Source organism: Microbacterium esteraromaticum (genome assembly GCF_014084045.1).
GTDB lineage: Bacteria > Actinomycetota > Actinomycetes > Actinomycetales > Microbacteriaceae > Microbacterium > Microbacterium esteraromaticum_D.
Genome location: NZ_CP043732.1, coordinates 2,240,491 through 2,265,588 on the forward strand (window position 1 = coordinate 2,240,491; position 25,098 = coordinate 2,265,588).

A 25,098-nucleotide genomic window follows, 5' to 3' on the forward strand; every position below is an offset into this window, starting at 1 on the left:
TTCTCCTGTTACACTGAATTGATTGCAGACGCGGGATTTTGCGTTTGCACTAGACATAATTGCACACGCAACTAAACGGCGCAAGCAACTACTTTGAGGGAGTCGCTCATGGGCATCGCAGACGACGCCGTCGAGATCCGCGCGCAGGGCTGGCGAACCCTCGCCGCCCTTCACGGCATGATCGAGGTCGAGCTGGAACGCGCGCTCACCGCCGAGGCGGGGCTGTCGGTCGTGGAGTACACGGTTCTCGACGCGCTGAACCGCCAGGACGGCTGGCACATGCGCATGCAGCAGCTGGCGCGCGCGGCGGCGCTGAGCCCGAGCGCCACCACGCGGCTTGTGAACCGGCTCGAAGATCGCGCGCTGCTCACGCGCATCCTCTGCGCCGATGATCGCCGCGGCATCTACACCGAGCTCACCGCCGCCGGCCATGAGCTGCACGATCGCGCCAAGCCGGTGCACGATGCGACCCTCGAGCGCGTGCTCGCCGAGGCGGCCGACCAGCCCGAACTCGCGCCCATGGTGGAGGCCCTGCACCGCGAGCCCGCCGTCCGCTGAGGGAGTCCGTGCCCCCAGTCGGATTCGAACCGACACTGAAGCGTGTTTAAGACGCCTGCCTCTGCCGTTGGGCTATGGGGGCCCGCCGATTCAGCCTATCGACGCCCCGCAGGGGCCGCGTCGTATGGTGGGGGAGTGCTCGATCTCACCGCAGGCCTGCGTCCGGCATCCGACTCCGAGGCCGCCTGGCGTTCCCCCGAACGGTACTGGGCCTCGCTGACCGAGGCCACCGCCCATCTTCCGGCACCCGTCGCCGTGATCGACCGTGAAGCGCTGCGGCACAATGCGTTGGACCTGCTGGTGCGCGCAGGAGGCATCCCGATCCGGGTCGCGACGAAGTCCGTCCGCGTGCGTGCGGTGCTCGACGCTGTGCTCGAGATCCCCGGATACCAGGGCATCCTCGCATTCACCCTCGCCGAGGCGCTCTGGCTCGCAGAGAAGCACGACGACATCGTGCTCGGCTATCCGACCGTCGATCGCGCAGGGCTGAGCCGCCTGCTGGCGGACGAGCAGGCGGCATCGCGCATCACCCTGATGATCGACGACCTCTCGCACCTCGACCTGATCGACTCGGTCGCCGCTCCAGGAGCGCGCCCCGAGGTGCGCGTCGCGATCGACGTGGACGCCTCGCTGCGGTCGCCGTCGCTCGGCCATGTCGGTGTGCGCCGTTCGCCGCTGCACTCCGCCTCCGACGTGGCGGCCTTCGCCCGGCGGATCGTGCGGCGTCCGGGGTTCCGGCTGGTCGGCCTGCAGATGTACGAGGCGCAGATCGCCGGCCAGGGGGATGCCGCAGGAGCCGACGCACCGGTCATCCGGATGGTGCAGGCTCGCTCGCGCGACGAGCTGCGCCGACGGCGTGCGGAGATCGCCGAGGCGATGCTCGGCGTGACGCCGCTGGAGTTCCTCAACGGCGGAGGGACCGGATCGCTCGAGTTCACCGGCAGCGACGAGTCGCTCACCGAGGCGACAGCAGGCAGCGGCCTGCTCGCAGGGCACCTCTTCGACGGCTACCGCTCCTTCCGCCCCGCGCCCGCGGCAGCGTTCGCCTTCGACGTCGTGCGCAAGCCGACGGCCGATATCGCGACTGTGCTCGGCGGCGGATGGATCGCGTCCGGCCCCGCCACTGCTTCCCGCCAGCCGCGCCCCGTCTGGCCCTCGGGCCTGCACACCCTCGGTCGCGAGGCGGCGGGCGAGGTGCAGACGCCGCTGCAGGGCGCCGCCGCGCGCGATCTCCGTGTCGGCGACCGAGTCTGGTTCCGGCATGCGAAGAGCGGCGAACCCGCCGAGCGGATCGATCGGTACCATCTCGTCTCGGACGGCGCCGTGACAGGCGAGCTGCCCACCTACCGCGGAGAGGGAAAGGTGTTCCTATGACGCGACCAGGCGCGATCTGGCGGAACTGGGGTCGTACCGCGGCTGTGCGGCCGGTGCGCATGGAGCGACCCCGCTCACCCGAGGGCGTGCAGCGCGCCGTGAAGGCGGCTGCCGCCCAGGGGCTCACGGTGAAGGCCGTGGGCGCGGGGCACAGCTTCACCGGGATCGCCGCGGCACCCGGTGTGCTTCTCGAGCTCGACGACATGCAGGGGCTGGTGTCGGCCGACCCGCAGACCGGGCTGGTGACGCTGCTCGCGGGTACGCGCCTGCACCGCATCCCCGCACTGCTGAAGCCGTACGGACTGGCGATGCAGAATCTCGGCGACATCGACCGCCAGTCGATCAGCGGAGCCATCTCGACCGGCACTCACGGCACCGGCGCCCGCTTCGGCGGCATCGCCACCCAGGTGCGCGGTATGACGCTGATCACCGCCGCAGGCGAATTCCTGCGCATCGACGAGAACCGCAACAGCGAGCTGCTCGCAGGATCCGTCGTCGGACTGGGCGCGCTCGGCATCGTCGTCGAGGTCACGCTGCAGTGCGTGCCCGCATTCGTCCTGCAGGCCGTAGACGCGCCGGTGCCGCTCGACGAGACCCTCGACACCGCTCACGAGCGGGCGGCGGAGGCAGACCATTTCGAGTTCTACTGGCATCCGCACACCGACGTCGCCCTCACCAAGACCCAGACCCGGATGCCGGAGTCGACCCGCCGTCGACCCGTTCCGCCCGTGCAGCGCTGGCTCGACGAGAGCGTGCTGTCGAACGGTGTCTTCGGCGCGTTCTGCGCGGTGAGCAGGGCCGTGCCGGCCGTCATCCCGCCGTTCAACCGCCTGGCCGTGACGCTGACGGGCGATGCGGAGTACTCCGACCAGTCGCACCGGGTGCTCGTCCACCACCGCAACGTCCGCTTCCGTGAGATGGAGTACGCGCTGCCCGCCGAGAACCTGGTGCCGGCGTTCCAGCAGCTGCGCGCGCTCATCGACGATCGCGGCTGGCGCGTCGAATTCCCCGTCGAGGTCCGCTTCGCGGCGGCCGACGATCTGTGGCTGTCGACGGCGCACGGTCGGGACAGCGCGTACATCGCGGTGCACCGGTACTGGCGCGTGGACCCGCGGGAGTACTTCGACGCCGTCGAGCAGATCATGCTCGCCAACGGCGGCAGGCCGCACTGGGGCAAGCTGCACAGTCAGGGCGCCGAGCAGCTGCGCGAGCGATACCCGCGCTTCGACGACTTCCTCGCACTGCGCGACCGCCTCGACCCCGATCGGCTGTTCGGCAACCGCCATCTCGAACGCGTCCTGGGCGCCTGAGCGCGGCCTGTCGTCCAGCCGACGCGCAGTGATCCGCGCATAGGATGGATGTCGATTCAAGAGGGGGCTCCGCATGGAATGGCTGTGGCCGGTACTGATCGTCGTCGGAGTGCTTCTGCTCGTCGGCATCTATCTGTGGTCGACGTACAACTCGCTGGTGCAGCTGAACGTGCGCGTCGATGAGGCCTGGAGCGGTATCACCGTGCAGCTCAAGCGTCGAGCCGACCTCATCCCCAACCTCATCGAGACCGTGCGGGGCTACGCCGCGCACGAGAAGGAGGTCTTCGAGGGAGTCACCCGCGCTCGTGCAGAGACGCTCGCCGCGACCGGCCCTGCGGAGGCAGGTGTGGCCGAAGGTCATCTGCAGCAGGCACTGCGCAGTCTCTTCGCGGTCGCTGAGGCGTACCCGCAGCTGCAGGCCAGTCAGAGCTACCTGCAGCTGCAGCACTCCCTCGTGGACACCGAGGACAAGATCCAGGCCGCGCGCCGCTTCTACAACGGCGGGGTGCGCGAGCTGAACACCAAGATCAAGGTGTTCCCGAACAACCTCTTCGCTCGCGGCCTCGGCTTCACCGAGCGGGAGTTCTTCGAGGTCAGCGACGACGGGGCGATCTCCGAGCCCCCGCGCGTGCAGTTCTGACACGCAGACCGAACGCCCCGTCTATGGACGGGGCGTTCGTCATTCCCGCGGGTGCACGTGGCGCTCGACCGCGGTGTCGGCGCCGTGCAGAGCGTGCGCGAGGGCATCCGCCGCATCTCCCCATCCCGACACGCTGATCCGCTCGAGTCCCTGCCACAGCGCGGCGAGGACGAGCTCGTCGGCGATGCGCGCGGCGTCTTCCGCGGGGCGCGCATGCGCCTCCCACCACGCCGACTGCACCCGCAGCGTCGAAGACGCCCGATCCGCTTTCAGGTCGGCTCTGCCGACCACCCGGTCGCCCACGAGCATCGGCAGGGAGTAGTACCCGTACCGGCGCTTCTCGGCCGGGACGTAGATCTCGATCCGGTAGTCGAAGTCGAACACCCGCAGCGCCCGGTCACGGAACCACACCACCGGATCGAACGGCGTGAGCAGCGCGGCGCGGTCGATGCGGCGGGGCAGCACCGCGTCGCGATGGCGCCAGGCCGGGATCGGCCTCCCGCCGCGATCCCATCCGCGGACGACGACCGGCTCGAGCTCACCCGAGTCGACGAGATCCGAGACAGCCGCGCGCACCGCCGACTGATCCCTCAGACGGTAGTAGTCGTTGAGATCGGCGACCGTCGCGACGCCGTACGAGCGCGCGGCCCGCCTCACCAGCTCGCGCACGGCGTCTTCTCTGGGGATCACGTGGTCGCGCACCTCGGCCGGGATGATCTGCTCGGCGAGCCCGTAACGGCGCTCGAAGCCGACACGGCCCGCGATCGCGACCTCGCCGCAGCGCCAGAGGTGCTCCAGGGCGATCTTCGCCTCGTCCCAGTCCCACCACGAGCCCCGCTCGCGCGGAGCGTCGTCTCGCAGGTCGGCCGGACGAAGCGGTCCGCGGGTGCGAAGCTCGTCGCGCACCCAGTCGAGGGTGCGGCTGTGGGCATGCATCCAGCCGCCTGGGCGTGCCGCCCGCTCGCGCCAGTCCTGCATGCGGAATCCCCACACCGCCCAGTCGGCGACGGGCATGAAGGTCGCCTCGTGAGCGAGGTACTCGACGTAGTGCGTCGTGCGCGACACGAAGGTGCGATCGAGCACGGCCGGGTCGTAGGCGCCCAGCCGCGAGAACATCGGCATGTAGTGCGAACGCGCGAACACGTTGACCGAATCGATCTGCAGCACGCCCAGCTGCCCCATCGCCCGGTGGAGATGACGGGCCGCCGCCGCATCCGGTCGGCGTCGGGAGAAGCCCTGCGCCGCGAGGGTCATGCGACGCGCCTCGGCGGCGCTGAGGGTCTGGGAGGGGTGAACGGTCACCGCGCCAGAGTATCCGCAGCCGCCGACACGCGGCGCGGGGGCGATTCGGGCCGAACGTAGAATTGCACAATGAGCGACGACCCCAGACCGAGGTTCCGCAATCCGTTCCGCCACTACCCGCCGGTGATCGACCGGACGGTGACCTCCAAGGCGGACGAGTCGGTGCCCGCTCCTCTGCGCGTCACAGCCGCCTACTCCTGGCGGCTGCTGGTGATAGCCGGCCTGATCGCGCTGTTCATCTGGCTGGTGATGCTGCTCAAGCTCCTGGTCATCCCGCTGATGGTCGCGATCCTCATCACGGCGCTGCTGTGGCCGGCGTTCCAGCTCATGCTGCGCGCCCGGTTCCCCGATGGCTTGCGATCGCGATCACCGTGGTCGGCACCCTCAGCGTCGTGACCGGCCTTCTCTGGCTGGTCGTCTGGCAGATCCGCGCTCAGCTTCCCGACGTGCAGGCGAAGACGGCGGATGCCATCGGCCAGCTGCGCAACTTCCTGCTCGACGGTCCTCTGCACCTGACCGAGAAGCAGATCGACGGGTACATCCAGCAGGGCATCGGGCTGCTGAACGAACAGGCCGACCTGCTGCTCAACGGCGCGCTCGCCGTCACCGGGACGGCCGCCCACATCGTCACCGGGGCGCTGCTCGCGCTGTTCATCCTCATCTGCCTTCTCGCCGACGGCGGCGGCATCTGGAGATGGACGCTGAAGCTCTTCCCGCGCACCGCTCGCCCGGCGGCCGACGCGGCGGCCCGCAACGGCTGGGCGACCGTCGTCGACTACGCGCGGACGCAGATGTTCGTCGCCGGCATCGACGCGGTCGGGATCGGAGTCGGCGCGGCCCTGCTCGGCGTGCCGATGCCCATCCCTGTCGCGGTGCTGGTGTTCCTCGGCTCGTTCGTGCCGATCGTCGGCGCCGTCGTGACAGGAGCGCTCGCGGTGTTCCTCGCGCTGGTCTACAACGGCCCCGTGATCGGGCTGCTCATGCTCGCCGTCGTGCTGCTCGTACAGCAGCTCGAAGGGCACGTCCTGCAGCCGATCCTGATGGGCTCGGCGGTCAAGGTGCACCCCCTTGCCGTGGTGCTCGTCGTCGCCGGCGGCGCCATGATCGCCGGCATCCCCGGCGCACTCTTCGCGGTGCCTCTCGCCGCATTCGTCAACGTCGCGGCCGTGACCATCAGCTCGGGTGCATGGCGCACCGGGCAGGAGCCGGCCGCAGAGGATCTCATCTGGAGCACAGTGCCGCGTGAGCGGCAGAGGAGGAATCGATGACCGCAGTTCCCAGCCTGGCCGAGTTCACCGCCGCCGCGGAGAGCCTCGCCGGGGTGATCTCCCGAACGCCGACGGAGCTGTCCCGTGCCCTCGGCGAGATCCTCGGGTCTCGGGTGATGCTGAAGATGGAGAACCTGCAGCGCACCGGATCGTTCAAGGTGCGCGGCGCCACGTACCGGCTCTCCCGCCTGACCGAGCAGGAGCGCGCCAGGGGAGTGGTGGCCGCGTCGGCCGGCAACCACGCGCAGGGCGTCGCGCTCGCAGCGCAGATGCTCGGCATCCCCGCGACGATCTTCATGCCGCTCGGTGTGCCCGTGCCCAAGCTGCTGGCCACCCGCGGATACGGCGCCGAGGTCGTGCTCGAGGGCGAGACGGTCGCGACCTCGCTGCGGCTCGCCGCCGAGTTCTCCGAGCGGACGGGCGCGGTGCTCATCCACCCGTTCGATCACCGTGACATCGTGATCGGGCAGGGGACGCTCGGCCTCGAGGTCATCGAAGACGTCCCCGACGTCGACACGGTGATCATGGGCATCGGCGGTGGCGGGCTCATCGCCGGCGTCGCCGCCGCCGTCAAGGCTGCGGCCGCGGCGGCCGGACGCACGGTGCGCGTGATCGGCGTGCAGGCAGAGAATGCCGCAGCGGTCCCGCCGTCGCTCGAGGCAGGAAGCCCGGTCGAGATCCAGACGCATCCGACCATCGCCGACGGCATCCTCGTCGCACGACCCGGAGACGTGCCCTTCGAGATCATCCGCGAGCTCGTGGACGAGGTCGTCACGGTCACCGAGGACGACATCGCCCGCGCTCTGCTCGTGCTGCTCGAGCACGCCAAGGTCGTCGTCGAGCCCGCGGGCGCGGTGGGGGTGGCGGCGATCCTGGCCGGCAAGGTGCACGACACGGGTGTCACCGTGCCGATCCTGTCGGGAGGCAACATCGATCCCATGCTGCTGCAGCGGGTCGTCGCGCACGGGCTCGCGGCATCCGGCCGGTACGCGACGGTGCGCATCCCGCTCCCCGACCGACCTGGTCAGCTCGCCAAGGTGTCCGACCTGCTCGCGCAGGCCGGAGCGAATGTGATGGAGGTGCTGCACACGCGCCACGGGCACGGCCTCCAGATCAGCGACATGATCCTGCAGCTCTCGATCGAGACCCGCGGGCCAGAGCACACCGAGCTCGCTCTCGACACCCTGCGCGAAGCCGGCTTCGAGCCGGTCATCGTCCCCGACTGAGACGACGGATGCGAACGGCGGGATGCCCCAGGGCATCCCGCCGTTCGCGTGTGGGGACCAGCTGTGCAGATCAGCCGGTGTAGGTCTCGACGCCGGTGATCTCGACGCTGATCGAACGCCCGTTCGGGGCCTCGTAGCTGGACTTGTCGCCGACCTTCAGTCCGATGATCGCCTGGCCGAGGGGGCTCGCCTCGCTGTACACGTCGAGGTCGCCGCCGGCTGCGATCTCACGGCTGCCGAGCAGGAAGACCTCCTCGTCGCCCGCGACCAGAGCGGTGACGACGGTGCCTGGCTCGACGATGCCGCGGCTGGTGGGCGCCTCGCCGACCTTGGCGGTCTTCAGCAGCTGCTGGAGCGTGCGGATGCGCGCCTCCTGCTTGCCCTGTTCGTCCTTCGCGGCGTGATAGCCGCCGTTCTCCTTGAGGTCGCCCTCTTCGCGAGCCGCTTCGATGCGGGCTGCGATCTCGTCACGGCCGACGGTGGAGAGGTGCTCGAGCTCCTCGACGAGCCGGTCGTAGGCCTCCTGCGTGAGGAAAGGTACCTGAGCGTCTGTGGACACAGCGTGCTCCTTCGTGCGGGCCCCTTCAGGGGCTTGGGGGACATCGGGTCGCGTTGCGGCCCGAGGGATATGCGAAGACGCCCCGGCGTGGGCCGGGGCGTCGGTCATCTTTCGGATGATTCTAGGTGACCCAGCAGGTCTTCACCAAACCGGTGGTCGCCTCGGCGACGGTCGGGATGCTGACGGCGACGCCCTTGGTGTGATGCTCGCCGCCCGGGATCTCGACGATCTTCCACCCGACTACGCCGAACTCCTCATCCAGTGCCTCGACCGCGCAGGCGACGTCCGAACCCGGCGAGGCGGTGAACTGGAAGTGCAGCTCGACACTGTGCTCGTCGACCACGGTGAAGCCCAGGTCGTCGGCATCCACCGCGCTCATCTGCTTCGCCACGATCGTCCAGCCGAGCGCCACGATCGCTGCGACGACGATCGCTCCGAAGACGATCCAGGGGAGGCGACGGCTCGGGGTGCGACCGTATCGCTCATCGAGCTCGCGTGCGGTGGTCACGTCTCTCCCGGGTGTGGACGGCGGATAGGCTGGACTTCCAGGTTATTCGACCTGTGAGGAAAAGGCGGACCCATGATCCTGTTCGGTGAGAACACCCCGATGCCGACCCCGACGATGACGGTCGACCCGGACTCGGTGACTCCCGGATTCGCTGGCTTCGCGATGATCGTGCTGATCGTCGTCGCGGTCGTGCTGCTGATCTGGGACATGAACCGCCGCATCCGCCGCGTGCGCTACCGCGAAGAGGTCCGCCAGGAGCTGGATGCCGAAGAGGCGGCGCTGCGAGAGCAGGGCGAGGGCGACGAGAGCGGGCGCTGACACCCGTCCGACGGGGCGCGGACGCCGAACCGTTCCGCCGAACCGCTCAGACGCCTACGCGCTCGAACGCGTCGAGGCTGATGCCCTGACCGAGGATGGTCTTCGACCACTCCTTGGCGCTGTGCAGGCTGTGGTCGCGGTAGTTGCCGCACTCCACGGCCGAGACCCCGGGCACGTCGCTCCACTCTGCGCTCTCGGCGATGAACTCCAAGCCGCCGCGCACCGCCGCGACGACGTCGGTGACAGCCGGCTCACCCCAGAAGATGGCGTGGAATCCGGTGCGGCATCCGAACGGCGAGATGTCGATCAGGCCATCGATGCGGTCGCGGACGGCGCTCGCGAGGATGTGCTCGATGGTGTGCAGGCCCGCGGTGGGGATCTCGCCCTCGTTGGGCTGCACGAAGCGCACGTCGAAGTTCGAGATCGCGTCTCCCTTCGGGCCGTGCTCGACGCTGATGAGACGCACATACGGCGCCTTCACGGCGGTGTGGTCAAGGGTGAAGCTCTCGACTTCGGCCATTCTCGCTCCTCGGTTTCGACGGTCGATTCGAGCGTATCCCGGGGAGGGGCCGATGGCGCGGGAGTTACCTCGCGCGACGTCGCGGAGGTCAGCCGGCGACGCCGAGCGACGGCGCGAGGGGCTTGAGCGAGATGAGCAGGCACGCGGTCCAGTGGCAGAGGAAGGCGAGCACCGTGCAGACGTGGAAGATCTCGTGGAAGCCGAAGTGTCCTGGCCACGGGTTGGGCCTCTTCATGGCGTAGACGATGGCGCCGGCCGTGTAGAGCAGGCCGCCGACGCAGACCAGCACCATCATGGCCACGTTGGCGTGCACCAGGTCGACCATGTACATCACGGCGGCCCAGCCGAGGGCGAGGTAGAGGGCGACGTAGAGCCAGCGCGGAGCATTGATCCAGAAGACCCGGAACAGGATGCCGAGCACTGTGCCGCTCCACACCACGATCAGCAGCACGAGTCCCTTCTGAGGGGGCAGGGCCAGCACAGCGAGCGGGGTGTAAGTGCCGGCGATCAGCAGCAGGATGTTCGCGTGGTCGATGCGCTTGAGCACGACCTTGGTCTTCGGCCCCCAGTTGAACCGGTGATACAGCGCCGAGTTGCCGAAGAGCAGCAATGAGGTGGTCATGAAGACGGCTGCCGCGCTCTTCGCCGGCCCGCCCTGGGCGAGGACGATCAGCACGATGCCGGCCGCGATCGCGACGGGAAAGGTGCCGGCATGGATCCAGCCGCGCCAGGTGGGCTTGACCTCCACAGCGGCGTCGACTGCCGCCGCATCCATCAGGGGAAGCTGGGGGAGGTCTGCGTCGTCGGAGGCTGGGGTGCGCACTCGCTCACTCTACGTTCGCCCGCATGCCGTCAGCGGTACATGTCCCTGATGCTGCCGCGGCGCCATCGCCGGGGGCGGTAGCGTAGGCACGTGACTGCACGCGAGAGCTCGGGACGGGGACCCCTCTACTGGCTCTACGGGAACCGCCTTCGACGGCGCATCGACCCGGCGAAGGCTCCCCACCACGTCGCGATGATGATCGACGGCAATCGCCGCTGGGCCAGGCAGCTCGGCTTCGACAGCGCGGCCGCGGGGCACCGCGCCGGAGCTGCCAAGATGCGCGAGTTCCTCGGCTGGTGCGACGACCTCGGGATCGGCGTCGTCTCGCTCTACCTGCTCTCTGCCGACAACCTGCTCAAGCGCGACTCGAAGGAGATCGGCGATCTGATCGAGATCATCGCCGAGCTCGCCGACACCCTCGCCGAGCACGGCGAGTGGCGCGTGCAGCACGTCGGCCGCGCCGACATCCTGCCTCCGGAGCTCTCCCGGGTGCTCGCCGAGGCGCAGGAGCGCACCAGCGGTCACACCGGACTGCATGTCAACCTCGCGGTCGGCTACGGGGGCCGCAACGAGATCGTTGACGCAGTGCGCAGCATCATCGGCAAGCACGACGCATCGGGAGGAACCCTCGAGGACCTCGCCGAGCAGCTGACCCCCGAGATGATCGGCGAGCACCTGTACACCGGCGGTCAGCCCGACCCCGATCTCGTGATCCGCACCAGCGGCGAGCAGCGGCTGAGCGACTTCCTGCTGTGGCAGAGCGCGCACAGCGAGTTCTACTTCGTCGAGGCACTCGGCCCAGACCTGCGCGAGGTCGACTTCCTGCGGGCGATCCGCGACTTCGCCGACCGCGATCGCCGGTTCGGGCGATGAGCGACGAGCTGCCGGGGACGGGCACGGCGGAGCGGTACGTCGCATCGTGCGCCGGTGAGGTCGGGTATCTGAACTGGGCCGCCCTCGGCCCGCTCTCGCCGACCGTTCGCGCATCGATCGACGCGGCGGCCGAAGCGCTGGGCTCGTTCTCGCCGAGGCATCACGCGCGCGGTCAGTCTCGCAGCGGCGACGCGGTCGCGTCGCTCGCCCATCTGCTCGGCGCTCGAGCAGATGAGGTGGTGCTCAGCCCGAGCTCGACGGGTGCTCTGCAGCACGCGCTGTACGGCGTGACGGGCACGGTCATCGCGGCGACCGCGGATTTCCCGAGCATCACGCTTCCGCTTCAGCGGGCCGCGGACCTGTCGGCCGGGCGCCTTTCGCCGCGGTGGATCGATCCGCCGCGAGGGTGGGTGACTGCGGATGCCGTCGCCGACGCGCTCGATGATTCGGTGACCGCCGTGGCGGTGAGCCATGTCGACTACCGCACGGGGTACAGGGCCGACCTCGCGGCTCTGCGTGAGCTGATCGGACCCGAGAGGCTGCTGATCGTGGACGCCGTGCAGTCGTTCGGTGTCGTCGCGGAGGACTGGTCGGCTGCGGACGTCGTCGTCGGTCACGGCTACAAGTGGCTGCGTGCCGGCCGCGGCACGGGGTTCGCGAGGTTCTCTGACATCGCGCGGGGGCGCATCGCGCCTCTGCTGAGCGGGATCACCGGGACAGCGGCCGACGGCCCGTTCCGCGGCGAGGTCCCTCGTCCCGCCGACACGGCGCGGGCGTACACGACCAGCGTTCCCGACCACCTCGCGTCGGCACGGCTCGCGGCTGCGCTCGATGAGCTGCAGGGTGTCGGGGTCGCAGAGGTCGAGGAACGTGTGAGGCGCAACGCCGATCGCATCATCGACATGGCGGCGCGCCATGGCATCCGCGTCGAGACCCCGAACGAGCCGCAGCGTCGTGCGGGCATCGTCTCGCTGATCCCCGCCGAGGCCGAGAAGGCGGGTGGTGTGCTCGCCGACGCGGGGCTGGTCGTCACCGTCCGCGGAGGTGCCGTCCGTGTGGCGGCGCACGCGGGAACGAGCGCGGAGACGCTCGACATGCTGGACACTGCGCTCGCCGCATCCGGACGCTGATCGTTCATCGATTCTTAAGGCGACACTCCCTGCGTGTCGCCGCTCGCCCGAGGCGCGGCGGACGTACGTTCATGGCATCGGACACCGTGTCCGGTCGGGTCGGCCCCAAGGATCGCGACTCGTGGCCCTGGTCGACTCGCTGCAGAGCCGGGAGCACATCCCGGGTGGGAGTGGATCGTGACCACACGTTCAGCACAGCAGCAGTCCACGTCAGCAGCCGGAGCCGTGTCACACGATGACACGGCTCTTCGCACATATGTGCTCGACACCTCGGTGCTGCTGAGTGACCCGCAGGCCCTGTTCCGTTTTGCGGAGCACTCGATCGTCCTGCCCGTGGTGGTGATCAGCGAGCTCGAGGGCAAGCGGCACGATCCTGAGCTGGGCTACTTCGCGCGGCGCGCCCTGCGTCATCTCGACGAGCTGCGTGTCGAGCACGGCCGACTGGACTTCCCGATCGAGGTGGGTGACGGCGGCACGCTGCGTGTCGAGCTCGGCAACGCCGACATGTCGCTGCTGCCAGCGGGCATCCGGCTCAGCGACAACGACAGCCGCATCCTCGCCACCGCGGCGCAGCTCGCGCACGACGGGCAGGACGTCACGATCGTGTCGAAGGACCTGCCGATGCGGGTGAAGGCTGCGTCGCTCGGTCTCGCCGCCGAGGAGTACCTCGCCGAGCAGGCGGTCGACTCCGGATGGACGGGAATCGCGACCCTCGATCTGTCGGGCGATGAGATGAGCGACCTGTACGAGAGCGAGGTCGGTCTCAGCGACGAGGTGCGCGGCGTGCCGGTGAACACCGGGCTGATCATCCACTCGGAGCGCGGCTCGGCTCTCGGCAGGGTCGTGTCGGACGGCGAGTACCGGTTGGTGCGTGGTGACCGCGAGGTGTTCGGGATGCACGGTCGCTCGGCTGAGCAGCGGATCGCGATCGACTTGCTGCTCGACCCTGAGGTCGGCATCGTCTCGCTCGGCGGTCGAGCGGGAACGGGCAAGTCGGCACTGGCGCTGTGCGCGGGGCTCGAGGCGGTGCTCGAGCGACAGCAGCAGAAGAAGATCATCGTCTTCCGCCCGCTGTTCGCCGTCGGCGGTCAGGAGCTCGGCTACCTGCCCGGTGATCAGGGCGAGAAGATGAACCCGTGGGGTCAGGCGGTGTTCGACACCCTCGGCTCTGTCGTGTCGGGCAACGTGCTGGAAGAGGTCGTGGCCAGAGGGATGCTCGAGGTGCTGCCGCTGACGCACATCCGCGGCCGCTCGCTGCACGACGCGTTCGTCATCGTCGACGAGGCGCAGTCGCTGGAGCGCAATGTGCTGCTGACCGTGCTCAGCCGGATCGGTCAGAATTCGCGGGTCGTGCTGACCCATGACGTCGGTCAGCGAGACAACCTGCGCGTCGGTCGGTACGACGGCATCGCGAGCGTGATCGAGACCTTGAAGGGGCACGATCTCTTCGGCCACGTGACGCTGCAGCGCTCGGAGCGCTCGGCCATCGCCGCCCTGGTGACGGAGCTGCTGGAGGGCGGCGAGCTGAGCTGAGCTCCGGTGCGCTGAGCTGGGCCCCTCGTGCGTCTGCGGGCGACGCGGGTGACGCTTGGGGGCCGGCACGCCGGGTAGTGGACGTTCTGGGAGGATCCGTCCGCCGTCCGGAGTGCCGGCCCCGTTTCATAGCAGGTCGGCTGGGTGGGGCTGGGCGTTGATTGGGTGTCCGGGGCGGGATCAGCAGCCGGGGGCGGAGGGCTGTTCGATGCAGGTGCGGGCGACCAGGGCGGTGTGCGCCTCGAAGATGCGGATCTGCTGCGTGGGGCCGGGGATGTCGAGCTGCCCGTCGATGGGGAACCAGCCGACGCCGAGGTCGATCTCGGCGGTGTAGGCGATGGTGACGTTGGCGTCGTAGGTGCCCCGCTCGGAGTATGTATGGCTGGTGTCGGTCGGTGTGAACTGCGCCTGCGCGAGGCTCTCCCAGCTCGTGCCGGGGGAGGAGGTGGTCTCCGAAGCTCCGTCGCCGTAGTGGAACGTGTATGACACCGGAGTGAACCTCACCTCGATGGGGAACCCGAACAGCTCGCCCGACCGGACGTGCTGCGCAGCCTCGGTGACGAAGTTCGTCGGCAGACCGGCGACCCCCAGGTTGTCCGGCTCGCCGAGGATCGTGCCCTTCGCCGGGGAGAAACTCGCAAGGTCGGTGATGGTGATCGGAGGGAGTCCGGGGGACTCCGCACCGTCCTCGGGGTCAGCATCCTCGCCAGGGACGCTGTTCTGCCAGCAGCCGCGGTACGAATCCCAGTCCACCAGGCAGTTCTCGAACGGCGACGGTGGCGGCGGGGCGTACCCGATGGTGGCGCTTGAGTCGCGTCCGCCACCGCCATCGCGGGAAGGTCGATTCTTAGACTTGTCATGTCCGCGCGTGGATGCAGAGCCGGATACATCCACAACGCCGCCGTTGACGCTCGACGAGCAGCCCGTGGCGGCTATCCCACAGGGGTGCGGCGGCGGTGTCGCTCCTGGGACGAGCAGCGCGGCAACTACGAGCGCGGCTCCTATTGTCGACACGGCTTCTCGGCTCCTACGGTGCGCGAGACTTTCACGTCCCCCGCTTCCTGAGTGACGAAATCGACCAGGAGTGATTGAAGATCGGCACGATCAGGCGGGACCAAGGATTCTCCATCGAGACCCACAAGCTCGGTTTCCGAGACATCAACGCAAATGTGCATCGAGATCGTGCCGATGGAAAGATCCACATCGAGTGGCTCGACACTCGCTACGGAGGATTCACCCCTCATAGTCACGTTTTCGGCGCTGAGCTGGCTTAGCGATTCTCGAACAGCAGTGTTCGCGTCGGCTACGGTCAGTCTAAAGACGGGCTCGAACGTCGAAGCATCATCGAGGTCAACTTGATTCTGCGCGTGGATAAATGCCCGATAAGTCTCCTCGGCCGCTGCGAACGCTTCCTCGTCCGTGGCGAAGGCCGCGGTCTTCGTGGGCTCCGAAGTCGGTTCCGCCTCGGGAGAGCATGCCGACAGCATTCCGACCAGCAGGCCGGCGGCGGCGAGGGCCGAGACCGCACGCAGAAGAGTGGTCGTCATCGTCACGGCACCCACGCTAACGCGGATCGAGAATGCGCCGCTGACGTTATCCACAACCCGGGTCATGACCGCTGAGCCGTCCGCTGCAGCGCCGCCAGGATCGAACCCTGCACCGTGTCCCAGCCATGGATGAGCTGTGCATAGTCGAAACGCAGGGTCTCGTACCCGAGCGCAGATGCCGCAGCATCCCGGACCAGATCCTTGTGCCGCTTGACGGGAGCATCGTGGTTCTCTCTGCCATCGGCCTCGATGATCAGCCGCCCGTCGATGACGAAGTCGACACGTCCTACGCCGTCGATGACCACCTGGCAGTCCAGCCGGATGCCGATGATGTGAAGACGCAGACGGAGCAGCGATTCGAGTCCGCTGTCTGCGTCCGGCCGTGCGAGGTCGACAAGCCACCGGGCACCTCTGGGCAGTCCGGCGCGGACCTGATCCCGCTGGGCGCGCGACAGCAGTCGTTTGCGCCATGCCGACTCGAACGCGGCGAAGAACGCCTCATCGCCCTCGCACTGACGGAAGTGCAGGAGTGCCGCCACGAGTGGCGCAGTGCTCAGCGGTGGGCGGCCCTGCTGGTAGTGGCTCACGCACCGGCATCCGCGGTGAGGGCGCGCATGGCGACCCGGACCCATCCAGACGTGCACCGCATCCGAGTGGGAGAGGGTCCAGATTCCCGATCGGCGCAGCAGGCTGACACAGGTGAGGGCGCCCCCATGTGCCACTGCGCTATGCACCTCGGACGAGAGCGCATTGGAGCAGAACACTCCTGGGCGCACTCGCCGTATCTCGCCGCGGGCGACGCACGCGGCGAGGTGCCGTCGGTCGAAGCCGAGCGTCTGTAGATGAGAACCGCGCGCCACGCCGCCGAGACGGTGGATCGTGTCGGGAGCCGAGAGCATGGCATCCACTCTGACCGGTGTCCGCATCCCCGACGGCGCCTGCTCCCGGGTTTTGGGGACAACTCTCGACGCCGCGCGGTCTGTGGATAGTCGCCGATGCACAGAAATCCCCGCCCTGCACACGAATCGCGAGGATTTGTGTGCAGGGCGGGGAAAGAGGATTTGTGTGCAGGGCGGGGAAAAGTGTGCAGGGGCGTCACACGTGAGTCCGCCCCGTCACACGGGTCAGCCCGCGTGCGTCATCGACAGCAGGTCGAGCTTCGCGTCGAGCTCCTGCTCCGAGATCTCGCCGCGCTCGACGTAACCGAGGTCGATCACGGCGTCGCGCACGGTGATGCCCTTGGCGACGGAGTGCTTGGCGATCTTCGCCGCGGCCTCGTATCCGATGACCTTGTTCAGCGGGGTCACGATCGACGGGCTCATGCCCGCGAAGGCTGCGGCGCGCTCGACGTTGGCCTCGAGGCCGTCGATGGTCTTGTCCGCCAGGACGCGCACGGCGTTCGAGAGCAGGCGGATCGACTCGAGCAGCGCGGTGCCCATGACGGGGATCGCGACGTTGAGCTCGAACGAGCCCGACGCGCCGGCCCACGCCACTGTCGCGTCGTTGCCGATCACCCGCGCGCAGACCATGAGCACTGCCTCGGGCACGACCGGGTTCACCTTGCCCGGCATGATCGACGAGCCGGGCTGCAGGTCGGGGATGTGCAGCTCGCCCAGGCCCGTGTTGGGGCCGGAGCCCATCCAGCGCAGGTCGTTGTTGATCTTGGTCAGCGAGACGGCGATGGTGCGCAGCGCACCCGAGGTCTCGACGAGACCGTCGCGGTTCGCCTGAGCTTCGAAGTGGTCCTTCGCCTCGGTGATCGGCAGCTCCGTCTCGGCCGCCAGCAGCTCGATGACCTTCTGCGGGAAGCCGAGCGGCGTGTTGATGCCGGTGCCCACAGCGGTGCCGCCGAGGGGGACCTCGGCCACGCGGGGGAGGGCCGACTGCACGCGCTCGATGCCGAGGCGGATCTGGCGGGCGTAGCCGCCGAACTCCTGGCCGAGGGTGACGGGCGTCGCGTCCATGAGGTGCGTGCGGCCCGACTTCACGACGCCCTTCCACAGCTCGGCCTTCGCCTCGAGGGCGACGGCGAGGTGGTCGAGCGAGGGGATGAGCGTGTCGATGAGCGCCTGGGTGACCGCGATGTGCACCGACGTCGGGAAGACGTCGTTCGACGACTGCGACGCGTTGACGTGGTCGTTGGGGTGCACGGTCGAGCCGAGGATGCCGGATGCCAGGTTCGCCAGCACCTCGTTCATGTTCATGTTCGACGAGGTGCCTGATCCGGTCTGGTAGGTGTCGACGGGGAACTCGCCGTCGTGCTTGCCGGAGGCGACCTCGTCTGCCGCCTTCGCGATGGCGTCGGCGATCGCGCCGTCGAGGGTGCCCAGCTCCTTGTTCGCGAGGGCCGCGGCCTTCTTGATGCGGGCGAGCGCCGCGATCTGGGTCGACTCGAGGCCCTTGCCCGAGATCGGGAAGTTCTCGACCGCCCGCTGGGTCTGCGCGCTGTACAGCGCCTTGGCGGGCACCCGGACCTCACCCATGGTGTCGTGTTCGATGCGGTACTCGATGTCGGTCATGCCGATCCCTCCTCGGAAGCGGGGCTGTGCCCCTCGGTGTCGATGCCCACAGTGACGACGGGCACGGCGGTGCCCTCTGCGAGACGATAGTTGGCGCCGACGATGCCCAGGCGGCCTGCGGCGACGGCGTTGCTGATCAGCTCGGACGAGTGCAGCAGGTCTGCGACGGTGTTGCGCAGGTGCTCGCGCCCGACCAGCTCGGCATCGATGTCGGCGACCGTGCTGCCGCCCGTCTCGGCGAGCACCTTGCGCGCGGCGGGCACGATGGGGGCGATGAGCTTCCAGATGCCCGCCGGGAGGGGCGCCGCGTCGATGGCGGTGCCTTCGATGGCGGCGCGCACTGCGCCGCACGAGTCGTGTGCGAGCACGACGATCAGCGGAACGTTCAGGATGCCGACGGCGTACTCCAGGCTGGCGACGATGGACTCGCCGATGACCTGGCCCGCGTTGCGCACGACGAACAGGTCGCCGAGGCCCTTGTCGAAGATGATCTCGGCGGCGAGGCGCGAGTCCGAGCATCCGAACAGCGTCGCGATCGGCGCCTGGCCTTCGGTCAGCTCGTGGCGCTTCTCGACATCCTGATGAGGATGAGCGGGTGAGCCGGCGACGAAACGCCTGTTGCCGTCGAGCATCTCCTGCCAGGCCTCGGCGGGTGTGAGCGTTGCGGTCATTCGGCCTCCTCCAGGTCGTCGATCTGCGTGGAAAGGGTCTCTGCGAGCTCGGCGGTCGCCTCCGGCGACTGGGAGCCGTACAGCAGGACGTAGTCCGAACCGGCCTGGGTTCCGATCGCGTACGAGATGTTCGCGGTTCCGCGCTCGCGCAGGTCGAACTCGTCCCATTCCCGGCCGTCGATCGTCGTGGTGCCGTTGGGTGCCATGCCGTCGAGCACCTGGGGCGCCCAGCCGACATCGGTGCCGAACGCCTGTGCGACGCGGACGAACCCGCGCTCGTCGTCTGCGGCGGGGGCGAGGGTGATGGTCCACACGCGAGTGGCGCCACCCGCGAGAGCCGCGTCGTTGACCCGCCAGTAGTCGTCGGCCTCGACGACGAGAGCGGGGCGCTGCATCGTCGTCTCGACATCGGAGGCGATCGCGGCGACGTCGATCCCCGGTCGGTCGGGGACCTCGCCGCGCGGCACTCCGAGCACGACGACGGCGACGACGGCAACCGTGACGATCAGGGCCGCGATGAGGTTGCGGAAGGTCTGGCTCGACCGGTAGACCCGGCTGGCCTCGGCCTTGCGGTCGGCGGTCTCCTGAGGCGTCTCGGGGCGGCCGAGTCCGGCGACGACGCGGGGGCCGCGGCTCATTCGCCTGCTCCGGCGGATGCTGCGTCGCGGGCGGCGTCGAGCCGGCGCTTCGCGCCGAGCAGCCACTCCTCGCAGCGGGCGGCCAGCGCCTCGCCGCGCTCCCACAGAGCGAGGGAATGCTCCAGCGTCGGGGAGCCCTGCTCGAGCTCGGCGACGACGCGAACGAGTTCGTCGCGTGCGGCCTCGAACGACAGTTCTTCGACAGGGGAGTCGCTGGGGGCAGTCACGCCCTCCATCCTACCGGCGTGTCGGACGGCGCCGATCCGGTCAGCCCGCCTCGGCCGCCGGCCCCTGCGACACGGCGCGGACCGATCCGCGGTCGACCGTCACCGTCATCGGAGTTCCCGCCGGCGCATCGGCCGCGTCGCTGAGGATGCGCCCGTCGTCGAGGTGCGCGATCGCATAGCCTCGCGCCAGCGTGGCGGCAGGCGAGAGCGCGCGCAGCGAGGCGCGCAGCTCGGCCGTGGTCCGCTGCGCTCCGTCGAGCGCCCTGGTGAGGGTGTCGCGCCCCCGAGACACCAGCAGCCAGACCTCCTGCGCCCGGTCGTCGATGATCGGATCGGGCGAGCGCAGCACAGGGCGCGAGCGCAGCTGCTCGAGCTGGGTGATGTCGTGCGAGATGCGCTGCGTGAGCCTCGTCGTGGCCCTGGCGCGCAGCTGAGCGACGATCGCGCGCTGCTCTCCGACGTCCGGCACGACCCGCTTGGCGGCATCCGTCGGCGTCGAGGCGCGCAGATCCGCCACGTCGTCGAGAAGCGGGTGGTCGTTCTCGTGGCCGATGGCGCTGACGACGGGGGTGGATGCCGCTGCCACGGCGCGCACGAGCCGTTCGTCGCTGAAGCCGAGCAGGGTCTGCGGGTCGCCGCCACCGCGGGCGATGATGATCACGTCGACGTCGGGATCGGCATCCAGCCGCTTCAGCGCCGCGAGCACTTCGGGAACGCACCGGTCGCCCTGAACGGCGACGGGCTCGGTGCGGAAGTGCACCTGCGGCCAGCGCAGCTCTGCGTTGCGATGCACGTCCTTCTCGGCATCCGACCGCTCGCCGGTGATCAACCCGATGCAGTGCGGCAGGAAGGGGAGGGCCTTCTTGCGCGAGGAATCGAACAGGCCTTCCTGACGAAGCTGCACGCGCAGCTTCTCGAGCCTCTCGAGCTGGTCGCCGAGGCCGACGTGCTTCATCGCCGACACGATGAAGCTGAAGTCGCCGCCCTTGACGAAGTAGTCGGCCTTGACGGCGGCGACGACATGGTCGCCCACGGCGATATCGGCCGGGATCCGCGCACGCACGCTCGACCACACCCGGATCGAGATCTGGGCGTCGGAGCGGGTGTCCTTGAGCCTTGCGAAGACGTTGCCGCCGCGGAGATTCCACGCCGTGATCTCGCCTTCGACCCACACCGTGTTCCAGCGCGCGATGAAGTCGCGGATCGTGCCGTTGAGCCGCGCGACGGAGGTCGGCGCGGCCGGCGTCGAGTCGCGGGGCGCCACCGAGTCGGCGGGAGGCGGCTCGCCGGGGACGGCGGTGGCTTCGAAGACGGTCACCGGACCATTGTCCCGGATGCCGCTGACGCCGCGCTCGAGGCGCACCCGCTCCCGGCCCGCGAACAGGTGGCGCCGGTAGACTGAAGGGGTGAGTTCAACCGCTGTCTCGCTGCCCGTGCCGCACATTCCGACCCGCCGTCGCGCCGTCGAGCGCGCCCGCCTCGAGAACCGTCCGGTCGACGGCGAGAAGCGCGTGCTGCTGGCGGCGCCCCGAGGCTACTGCGCCGGCGTCGACCGCGCCGTCGTCGCGGTCGAGAAGGCGCTCGAGCGCTACGGAGCACCCGTGTACGTGCGCAAGCAGATCGTGCACAACATCCACGTCGTCACCGAGCTCGAGCAGAAGGGCGCGATCTTCGTCGAGGAGGTCGACGAGGTCCCGGAGGGCGCGCATGTCGTGTTCAGTGCGCACGGCGTCTCGCCTGCCGTCGTCAACGCGGCATCCGACCGGGGACTGCACGCCATCGACGCCACCTGCCCGCTGGTCACCAAGGTGCACCGCGAGGCGGTGCGCTTCGCCCGCGACGACTACGAGATCCTGCTGATCGGCCATGAGGGGCACGAAGAGGTCGAGGGCACGGCTGGCGAGGCGCCCGATCATGTCACGATCGTCAACTCGCCCGACGAAGCCGACACCGTGGTCGTGAAGGATCCGAGCAAGGTCGTCTGGCTCTCGCAGACCACGCTCTCGGTCGACGAGACGATGGAGACGGTCAACCGGCTGCGCACCCGCTTCCCCGAGCTGCACAACCCGCCGTCCGACGACATCTGCTACGCCACGCAGAACCGCCAGGTCGCGATCAAGAAGGTCGCGAAGGACGCCGATCTCGTGATCGTGGTCGGCTCGGCGAACTCCTCGAACAGCGTGCGGCTCGTCGAGGTCGCCCTCGAGTACGGAGCGAAGGCCGCGTATCGCGTCGACTACGCCGACGAGGTGAGGCAGGAGTGGCTCGACGGCGTGCGCACGGTCGGCGTGACAAGCGGCGCGTCTGTGCCGGAGGTGCTGGTGCGCGAGGTGCTCGAGGCGCTCGACGAGGCCGGGTACGCCGACGTTGAAGAGGTGCGCACGGCTGAGGAGGACCTCATGTTCTCGCTGCCGAAGGAGCTGCGCCAGGACACGTCCGGCAAGCGCGACGAGCGCGCCCTCGGCGGACGGACGTCGCGAGCATGAGCGCCGACAGGCCGCAGTACGGCGAATACGCCTCTCCTGAGGAGCAGCGCGCGCGGGCAGGGCTGCCCCCGCTGAACGCCGAGCCTGCGGCATCCGTCCCCCAGCTGACGCCGGCCGCACCTGTGTCGCCTGCTGTTGCTGCCGGGAGCACGGCTCCCGCGCGTCCGGTCGGACGCCTCATCACGTTCGTGCTGCTGGGCTTCGGCCTCGTGAACGTCCTCTCCTCGATCCCGCAGTTCGTGAACATGTCGTCGACTCTGAACGAGTCGATGCAGCTGCTCGGTCTCGAGGGTGAGTTCACGAACTTCGCGGCGGCGCGCACGTGGGGCGTGATCGCCGTCGTCGTGCTGCTGGCCGGCTACGCGACGACCGCCTGGCTGTCGTTCCGTCAGCTCAAGAGGAACAGGGCGGCGTGGTGGATCCCGCTGGTCGGCTTCGTCGTCACGATGTCGCTGGTGTCGGCGTGCATCTCGATCGTGATGTTCAGCGACCCCGCCTTCACCGCGGGACTGCTCTCTCCGCCCGCCGGGTAGCCTCGAAGGGTGTCAGAAGAGCAGATCGCGTTCCACGTCAGCTACGCCTCGGTCGAGTCAGCCGCGGGCGACGATCCGACGGCGATCGCGGTCGGCATCCTCCGGCAGGAGCGCGTGCTCGCGGCATCCCGCGGGTTCGACGGCGACGAGGCCGTCTTCCTCATCCCGGTCACCGAGAGCGGAGCCGTGGTCGCGCTCGACGCCGACGACCGGCTGCGCTTCGAGCTGACCGCCATCGCACTCCAGCGGCTGTTCGAGGACGCTGAGTTGACACTGCATCTCGGGATGCCCGACGACGCGCTCGAAGAGGTCGACCAGGAGCTCGACGAGGAGTTCGGGGCGGCGTTCGAGCAGCTCGACGACCCGGCCGCTGCGTCGGAGGACCTCGGCGGATTCGGCATGCCTGACGACGTCGGCGACGTCGCCGACGAGGACGACTTCACCATCGAGCCGGTGCGGGTGGCGGAGTTCTCGCGCCGTGGCCCGTGGGGCGCCCGCGTCACCGCACAGCTCTCAGGCGTCGACGTGGACTACCTGGAGGTGGGCACCTGGTCGCTGTACCGCTACGCCACCGATCAGCCGCACATGGCGGTCTCGGGCGGGCGGGCCGACGAGCCGATCATCGAGGTGAATCTGCCCCGGCATGGCGAGGCGTGGATCGAGGTCTCCACCGGCGGTCGCACCGGGATGTTCTGGCCGAACATCGAGCGGCTCACGCAGCCCGTGCTCGAGATCGACTCGATCCGCGTGCCGGAGAGCGCCGACGTCTACCGCCGCATGCTGCTCGAGGCCGACGGGACGAGCGAGGAGCTGCAGGGGCTCGGCATGGGCGATGCGATCGACCTCGACGCGGCACGGCGCGCGTGCGCTCCTGAGGCGCTCGACGGAACCGTCGGCGAGCTCGAGCGAATCCGCTCGTTCGTGGCCGCGTTCGGCGTCCCGGCCTCGCTCATCTCGGCCGGCATCGACGACGGGGCGGCCGGTCGGCGCTTCACCCCGCGCGGGTGGCCCCGCACGCTGGCCGATCTCACCGTCGGCGGCATCGCCGAGATGACGGCGCTGCCCCGTCGCGAGCGCCCGCTGCCCCGGATCGCGCGGTTCCTGCGCAAACGACCCGCGCTCGGCGCCGCGGTGAGCGTTGCCGAGCTGGCCGCAGGGATGGCGGCCAGCACGACGCGGTCGCCCCTCGCGCGGGGGGTCGGCGTGCTCTTGATCATCGACGCGGCGATCGACCTCGTGATCTGGGTCCGTCGGATCACGACACGCTGAGCCCCTTCCCGCGGACGGCAGCGAGCCCGGCCACGAAGACCGGGACCGGGCTCGCCGCGCCAGACGGTGATCAGCGGGCGTTGCCGTTGTTGAAGTGGCCGTGGCCCAGTGCCTTGCCGTTGCCGTTGTTCACGCCGGGTCCCTTCGCGTCTGTTCCGGGCTCGACGTGGTTCGTCTTGGTGTGCACGATGTCGTAGTAGGTGCTGGTGTCACCGGCATTCGGGAAGATGCGGTACGTGAAGACGTTCTTGGTGAGCTCGGTGATCGGGACGACGCGCTGGAACAGCACGTCGCCTGCAGCGTTCTTGGCGTTGATCCAGCGCTCGGAGCCGTCGGGGGTGACGGTCCAGTCGCCGCGCAGCTTCGGGCTGTCGTCGAGGTTGTACATCGTGTAGGTGCCGTCGGCGTCGAAGTACGCCCAGCCGACGAAGCTCGCCACGGCCGGGTCGTCGAGAGCGATGCGGTCGCCGTCCTGATCGACGGCGGCGGTGGTCTTCCACGGGGTCGACGCGAGCAGCTCCGACGGAGTGAGGCTGGTCTTCGAGAACGAGTGGGCGGATGCCGACGCCGGTGCCTCGGCGGCCATGGCCGACGTCGGGACGACGGCGGCGATGGCGAGGGCGATCGCCGAAGCGGTGAGCACGGAGCGACGGGAGAGGCTGGTCGTGATGTTCATGTCGACAACGCTACGAACGGGGCAAGGGGGTGCACATCATCCGATCGGCTACGGATGCCCGCCCCGACGGGTGAGCGCTCAGACGCCCTCCCAGACGGCTCGGGCCCCCGCATCCCCGGTGAGCACCGTCACGACGATCGTGCCGACGGCTGTGACCACCGCGAGAGCGGGCACGATCATCGCGGCGGCGCGCGTGAGGGGCGTCGGGCGCCGCGCCGGTGGCATCCGGTCGATCACCGCGACCGCGACGGACGCGATCAGCAGCGCGATCGTCCACGGGATGAGCATCAGTCCCAGCTCCTCGTGGCGTTCGATCGCCGGCGTCTCGCCGACGGTGTCGGCCAGCTCCTGGCCGGCCAGGACTGTGATCGGCACGAGCCCCGCGACCAGCAGAGCGGCGACGGGCGGTGCGTAGCCCAGCCGTCGGCGGGCCGAGGGCCACACGGCCGCGATCGCGACGGCCAGCGCCGTCAGCGGCGTGAGCACCACCACGGCGTGCACGAGCAGCGGATGAAGCGGCAGACCTGCGATGCGGAACGCGTCGGAGTCGGCGAAGATGTCCATACGAAGAGAACGGTGTGCGCACCGCT

Annotated in this window: 27 protein-coding genes, 1 tRNA gene and 1 pseudogene; 13 read left to right on the top strand and 16 right to left on the bottom strand. The window is 69.2% G+C overall.

Annotated elements, in window-relative coordinates; genetic code table 11:
* Positions 1–108 precede the first annotated feature (108 nt).
* Complete coding sequence (locus FVO59_RS10510) at positions 109–558, top strand: MarR family winged helix-turn-helix transcriptional regulator (protein WP_182252591.1); 450 nt, start codon at positions 109–111, stop codon at positions 556–558.
* Positions 559–567: 9 nt separating this feature from the next.
* Here FVO59_RS10510 and FVO59_RS10515 read toward each other — a convergent pair.
* Positions 568–640, bottom strand: a tRNA-Leu gene (locus FVO59_RS10515).
* A 53-nt stretch (positions 641–693) separates the two neighbouring features.
* Between FVO59_RS10515 and FVO59_RS10520 the strand changes: the two genes are divergently transcribed.
* The 3 genes from FVO59_RS10520 to FVO59_RS10530 all read left to right on the top strand — a co-directional run bounded on the left by FVO59_RS10520 (position 694) and on the right by FVO59_RS10530 (position 3,882).
* A complete protein-coding gene (locus tag FVO59_RS10520; protein ID WP_182252592.1) occupies positions 694–1,932 on the top strand; it encodes a type III PLP-dependent enzyme domain-containing protein in 1,239 nt (412 codons plus the stop codon).
* On the top strand, positions 1,929–3,242 hold the full coding sequence (locus FVO59_RS10525; protein WP_182252593.1) for an FAD-linked oxidoreductase, L-gulonolactone oxidase family: 1,314 nt from the start codon (positions 1,929–1,931) through the stop codon (positions 3,240–3,242). The genes FVO59_RS10520 and FVO59_RS10525 overlap by 4 nt, the downstream gene beginning before the upstream one ends.
* 73 nt (positions 3,243–3,315) lie before the next feature.
* Positions 3,316–3,882 (top strand): LemA family protein, encoded by a 567-nt coding sequence (locus FVO59_RS10530; RefSeq protein ID WP_182252594.1) that lies wholly within the window; start codon positions 3,316–3,318, stop codon positions 3,880–3,882.
* Between the two features lie 39 nt (positions 3,883–3,921).
* On the opposite strand, the gene FVO59_RS10535 is transcribed toward FVO59_RS10530, so the two are convergent.
* A complete protein-coding gene (locus FVO59_RS10535; protein WP_182256710.1) occupies positions 3,922–5,136 on the bottom strand; it encodes a winged helix-turn-helix domain-containing protein in 1,215 nt (404 codons plus the stop codon).
* 117 nt (positions 5,137–5,253) lie between these two features.
* Here FVO59_RS10535 and FVO59_RS10540 point away from each other — a divergent pair.
* A pseudogene (locus FVO59_RS10540) lies at positions 5,254–6,452 on the top strand (AI-2E family transporter).
* On the top strand, positions 6,449–7,678 hold the full coding sequence (gene ilvA / locus FVO59_RS10545; RefSeq protein ID WP_182252595.1) for a threonine ammonia-lyase: 1,230 nt from the start codon (positions 6,449–6,451) through the stop codon (positions 7,676–7,678). Before FVO59_RS10540 ends, ilvA begins: the two are co-directional and overlap by 4 nt.
* A 70-nt stretch (positions 7,679–7,748) precedes the next feature.
* Here ilvA and greA read toward each other — a convergent pair whose 3' ends face one another.
* Together greA and FVO59_RS10555 are read right to left on the bottom strand one after the other, a co-directional pair.
* A complete protein-coding gene (gene greA, locus FVO59_RS10550) occupies positions 7,749–8,237 on the bottom strand; it encodes a transcription elongation factor GreA (protein ID WP_182252596.1) in 489 nt (162 codons plus the stop codon).
* 121 nt (positions 8,238–8,358) lie between these two features.
* Entirely contained in the window at positions 8,359–8,745 is a 387-nt protein-coding gene (locus FVO59_RS10555) for a DUF4307 domain-containing protein (RefSeq protein ID WP_182252597.1), read from the bottom strand.
* A gap of 72 nt (positions 8,746–8,817) precedes the next feature.
* Between FVO59_RS10555 and FVO59_RS10560 the strand changes: the two genes are divergently transcribed.
* Entirely contained in the window at positions 8,818–9,063 is a 246-nt protein-coding gene (locus FVO59_RS10560) for a hypothetical protein (RefSeq protein WP_182252598.1), read from the top strand.
* 46 nt (positions 9,064–9,109) lie between these two features.
* On the opposite strand, the gene FVO59_RS10565 is transcribed toward FVO59_RS10560, so the two are convergent.
* Both FVO59_RS10565 and trhA read right to left on the bottom strand, forming a co-directional pair.
* Entirely contained in the window at positions 9,110–9,583 is a 474-nt protein-coding gene (locus FVO59_RS10565) for an S-ribosylhomocysteine lyase (RefSeq protein WP_182252599.1), read from the bottom strand.
* Between the two features lie 88 nt (positions 9,584–9,671).
* Complete coding sequence (trhA, locus tag FVO59_RS10570; protein WP_182256712.1) at positions 9,672–10,358, bottom strand: PAQR family membrane homeostasis protein TrhA; 687 nt, start codon at positions 10,356–10,358, stop codon at positions 9,672–9,674.
* 138 nt (positions 10,359–10,496) lie between these two features.
* Between trhA and FVO59_RS10575 the strand changes: the two genes are divergently transcribed.
* The 3 genes from FVO59_RS10575 to phoH2 all read left to right on the top strand — a co-directional run bounded on the left by FVO59_RS10575 (position 10,497) and on the right by phoH2 (position 13,942).
* Complete coding sequence (locus FVO59_RS10575) at positions 10,497–11,279, top strand: isoprenyl transferase (protein WP_182252600.1); 783 nt, start codon at positions 10,497–10,499, stop codon at positions 11,277–11,279.
* Positions 11,276–12,409, top strand: coding sequence for an aminotransferase class V-fold PLP-dependent enzyme (locus tag FVO59_RS10580; RefSeq protein WP_182252601.1), 1,134 nt, complete (start codon positions 11,276–11,278; stop codon positions 12,407–12,409). The genes FVO59_RS10575 and FVO59_RS10580 overlap by 4 nt, the downstream gene beginning before the upstream one ends.
* Before the next feature lie 177 nt (positions 12,410–12,586).
* Positions 12,587–13,942 (top strand): RNA 5'-3' helicase PhoH2, encoded by a 1,356-nt coding sequence (phoH2, locus tag FVO59_RS10585; RefSeq protein ID WP_182252602.1) that lies wholly within the window; start codon positions 12,587–12,589, stop codon positions 13,940–13,942.
* A 180-nt stretch (positions 13,943–14,122) separates the two neighbouring features.
* Here phoH2 and FVO59_RS10590 read toward each other — a convergent pair whose 3' ends face one another.
* From FVO59_RS10590 to xseA, 8 genes are all read right to left on the bottom strand, one after another.
* On the bottom strand, positions 14,123–14,695 hold the full coding sequence (locus FVO59_RS10590) for a PKD domain-containing protein (protein ID WP_259363160.1): 573 nt from the start codon (positions 14,693–14,695) through the stop codon (positions 14,123–14,125).
* Positions 14,696–14,943: 248 nt separating this feature from the next.
* Positions 14,944–15,495: a hypothetical protein gene (locus FVO59_RS10595; protein WP_182252604.1), complete on the bottom strand. Its 552-nt coding sequence runs from the start codon at positions 15,493–15,495 to the stop codon at positions 14,944–14,946.
* A 56-nt stretch (positions 15,496–15,551) separates the two neighbouring features.
* Positions 15,552–16,076: an endonuclease domain-containing protein gene (locus FVO59_RS16555; RefSeq protein ID WP_259363162.1), complete on the bottom strand. Its 525-nt coding sequence runs from the start codon at positions 16,074–16,076 to the stop codon at positions 15,552–15,554.
* A 537-nt stretch (positions 16,077–16,613) separates the two neighbouring features.
* Complete coding sequence (locus FVO59_RS10605) at positions 16,614–18,008, bottom strand: class II fumarate hydratase (RefSeq protein WP_182252606.1); 1,395 nt, start codon at positions 18,006–18,008, stop codon at positions 16,614–16,616.
* Positions 18,005–18,679 carry a carbonic anhydrase gene (locus FVO59_RS10610; RefSeq protein WP_182252607.1) on the bottom strand — a complete coding sequence of 225 codons (675 nt, stop codon included), beginning with the start codon at positions 18,677–18,679 and terminating at the stop codon, positions 18,005–18,007. The genes FVO59_RS10605 and FVO59_RS10610 overlap by 4 nt, the downstream gene beginning before the upstream one ends.
* Complete coding sequence (locus tag FVO59_RS10615; protein ID WP_182252608.1) at positions 18,676–19,317, bottom strand: DUF4245 family protein; 642 nt, start codon at positions 19,315–19,317, stop codon at positions 18,676–18,678. Before FVO59_RS10615 ends, FVO59_RS10610 begins: the two co-directional genes overlap by 4 nt.
* Positions 19,314–19,544, bottom strand: coding sequence for an exodeoxyribonuclease VII small subunit (locus FVO59_RS10620; protein ID WP_430736293.1), 231 nt, complete (start codon positions 19,542–19,544; stop codon positions 19,314–19,316). Before FVO59_RS10620 ends, FVO59_RS10615 begins: the two co-directional genes overlap by 4 nt.
* A 40-nt stretch (positions 19,545–19,584) precedes the next feature.
* Complete coding sequence (xseA, locus tag FVO59_RS10625) at positions 19,585–20,862, bottom strand: exodeoxyribonuclease VII large subunit (protein ID WP_259363163.1); 1,278 nt, start codon at positions 20,860–20,862, stop codon at positions 19,585–19,587.
* Between the two features lie 124 nt (positions 20,863–20,986).
* Here xseA and FVO59_RS10630 point away from each other — a divergent pair, with 124 nt between their 5' ends.
* From FVO59_RS10630 to FVO59_RS10640, 3 genes are read left to right on the top strand one after another with little or no spacing between them, the layout of a single operon-like run.
* Positions 20,987–22,030, top strand: coding sequence for a 4-hydroxy-3-methylbut-2-enyl diphosphate reductase (locus FVO59_RS10630; protein ID WP_430736349.1), 1,044 nt, complete (start codon positions 20,987–20,989; stop codon positions 22,028–22,030).
* On the top strand, positions 22,027–22,563 hold the full coding sequence (locus FVO59_RS10635; protein WP_182252611.1) for a DUF6264 family protein: 537 nt from the start codon (positions 22,027–22,029) through the stop codon (positions 22,561–22,563). Before FVO59_RS10630 ends, FVO59_RS10635 begins: the two co-directional genes overlap by 4 nt.
* A gap of 9 nt (positions 22,564–22,572) precedes the next feature.
* A complete protein-coding gene (locus tag FVO59_RS10640; protein WP_182252612.1) occupies positions 22,573–23,832 on the top strand; it encodes a hypothetical protein in 1,260 nt (419 codons plus the stop codon).
* A gap of 70 nt (positions 23,833–23,902) precedes the next feature.
* On the opposite strand, the gene FVO59_RS10645 is transcribed toward FVO59_RS10640, so the two are convergent.
* Both FVO59_RS10645 and FVO59_RS10650 read right to left on the bottom strand, forming a co-directional pair.
* Entirely contained in the window at positions 23,903–24,508 is a 606-nt protein-coding gene (locus tag FVO59_RS10645) for a DUF4822 domain-containing protein (protein ID WP_220465664.1), read from the bottom strand.
* A 78-nt stretch (positions 24,509–24,586) separates the two neighbouring features.
* Positions 24,587–25,072, bottom strand: coding sequence for a DUF2231 domain-containing protein (locus FVO59_RS10650; protein ID WP_182252613.1), 486 nt, complete (start codon positions 25,070–25,072; stop codon positions 24,587–24,589).
* Between the last annotated feature and the right edge of the window lie 26 nt (positions 25,073–25,098).

Bases quoted from the DNA above. Each gene is read 5' to 3' on its own strand.
- FVO59_RS10510 (WP_182252591.1), top strand. From the start codon at position 109: ATGGGCATCGCAGACGACGCCGTCGAGATCCGCGCGCAGGGCTGGCGA.
- FVO59_RS10635 (WP_182252611.1), top strand. From the start codon at position 22,027: ATGAGCGCCGACAGGCCGCAGTACGGCGAATACGCCTCTCCTGAGGAG.
- FVO59_RS10530 (WP_182252594.1), top strand. From the start codon at position 3,316: ATGGAATGGCTGTGGCCGGTACTGATCGTCGTCGGAGTGCTTCTGCTC.
- trhA (WP_182256712.1), bottom strand. From the start codon at position 10,358: ATGGATGCGGCGGCAGTCGACGCCGCTGTGGAGGTCAAGCCCACCTGG.
- ilvA (WP_182252595.1), top strand. From the start codon at position 6,449: ATGACCGCAGTTCCCAGCCTGGCCGAGTTCACCGCCGCCGCGGAGAGC.
- FVO59_RS10650 (WP_182252613.1), bottom strand. From the start codon at position 25,072: ATGGACATCTTCGCCGACTCCGACGCGTTCCGCATCGCAGGTCTGCCG.
- FVO59_RS10615 (WP_182252608.1), bottom strand. From the start codon at position 19,317: ATGAGCCGCGGCCCCCGCGTCGTCGCCGGACTCGGCCGCCCCGAGACG.
- FVO59_RS10580 (WP_182252601.1), top strand. From the start codon at position 11,276: ATGAGCGACGAGCTGCCGGGGACGGGCACGGCGGAGCGGTACGTCGCA.
- FVO59_RS10535 (WP_182256710.1), bottom strand. From the start codon at position 5,136: ATGACCCTCGCGGCGCAGGGCTTCTCCCGACGCCGACCGGATGCGGCG.
- FVO59_RS10565 (WP_182252599.1), bottom strand. From the start codon at position 9,583: ATGGCCGAAGTCGAGAGCTTCACCCTTGACCACACCGCCGTGAAGGCG.
- FVO59_RS10610 (WP_182252607.1), bottom strand. From the start codon at position 18,679: ATGACCGCAACGCTCACACCCGCCGAGGCCTGGCAGGAGATGCTCGAC.
- FVO59_RS10560 (WP_182252598.1), top strand. From the start codon at position 8,818: ATGATCCTGTTCGGTGAGAACACCCCGATGCCGACCCCGACGATGACG.
- FVO59_RS10645 (WP_220465664.1), bottom strand. From the start codon at position 24,508: ATGAACATCACGACCAGCCTCTCCCGTCGCTCCGTGCTCACCGCTTCG.
- FVO59_RS10525 (WP_182252593.1), top strand. From the start codon at position 1,929: ATGACGCGACCAGGCGCGATCTGGCGGAACTGGGGTCGTACCGCGGCT.
- FVO59_RS10605 (WP_182252606.1), bottom strand. From the start codon at position 18,008: ATGACCGACATCGAGTACCGCATCGAACACGACACCATGGGTGAGGTC.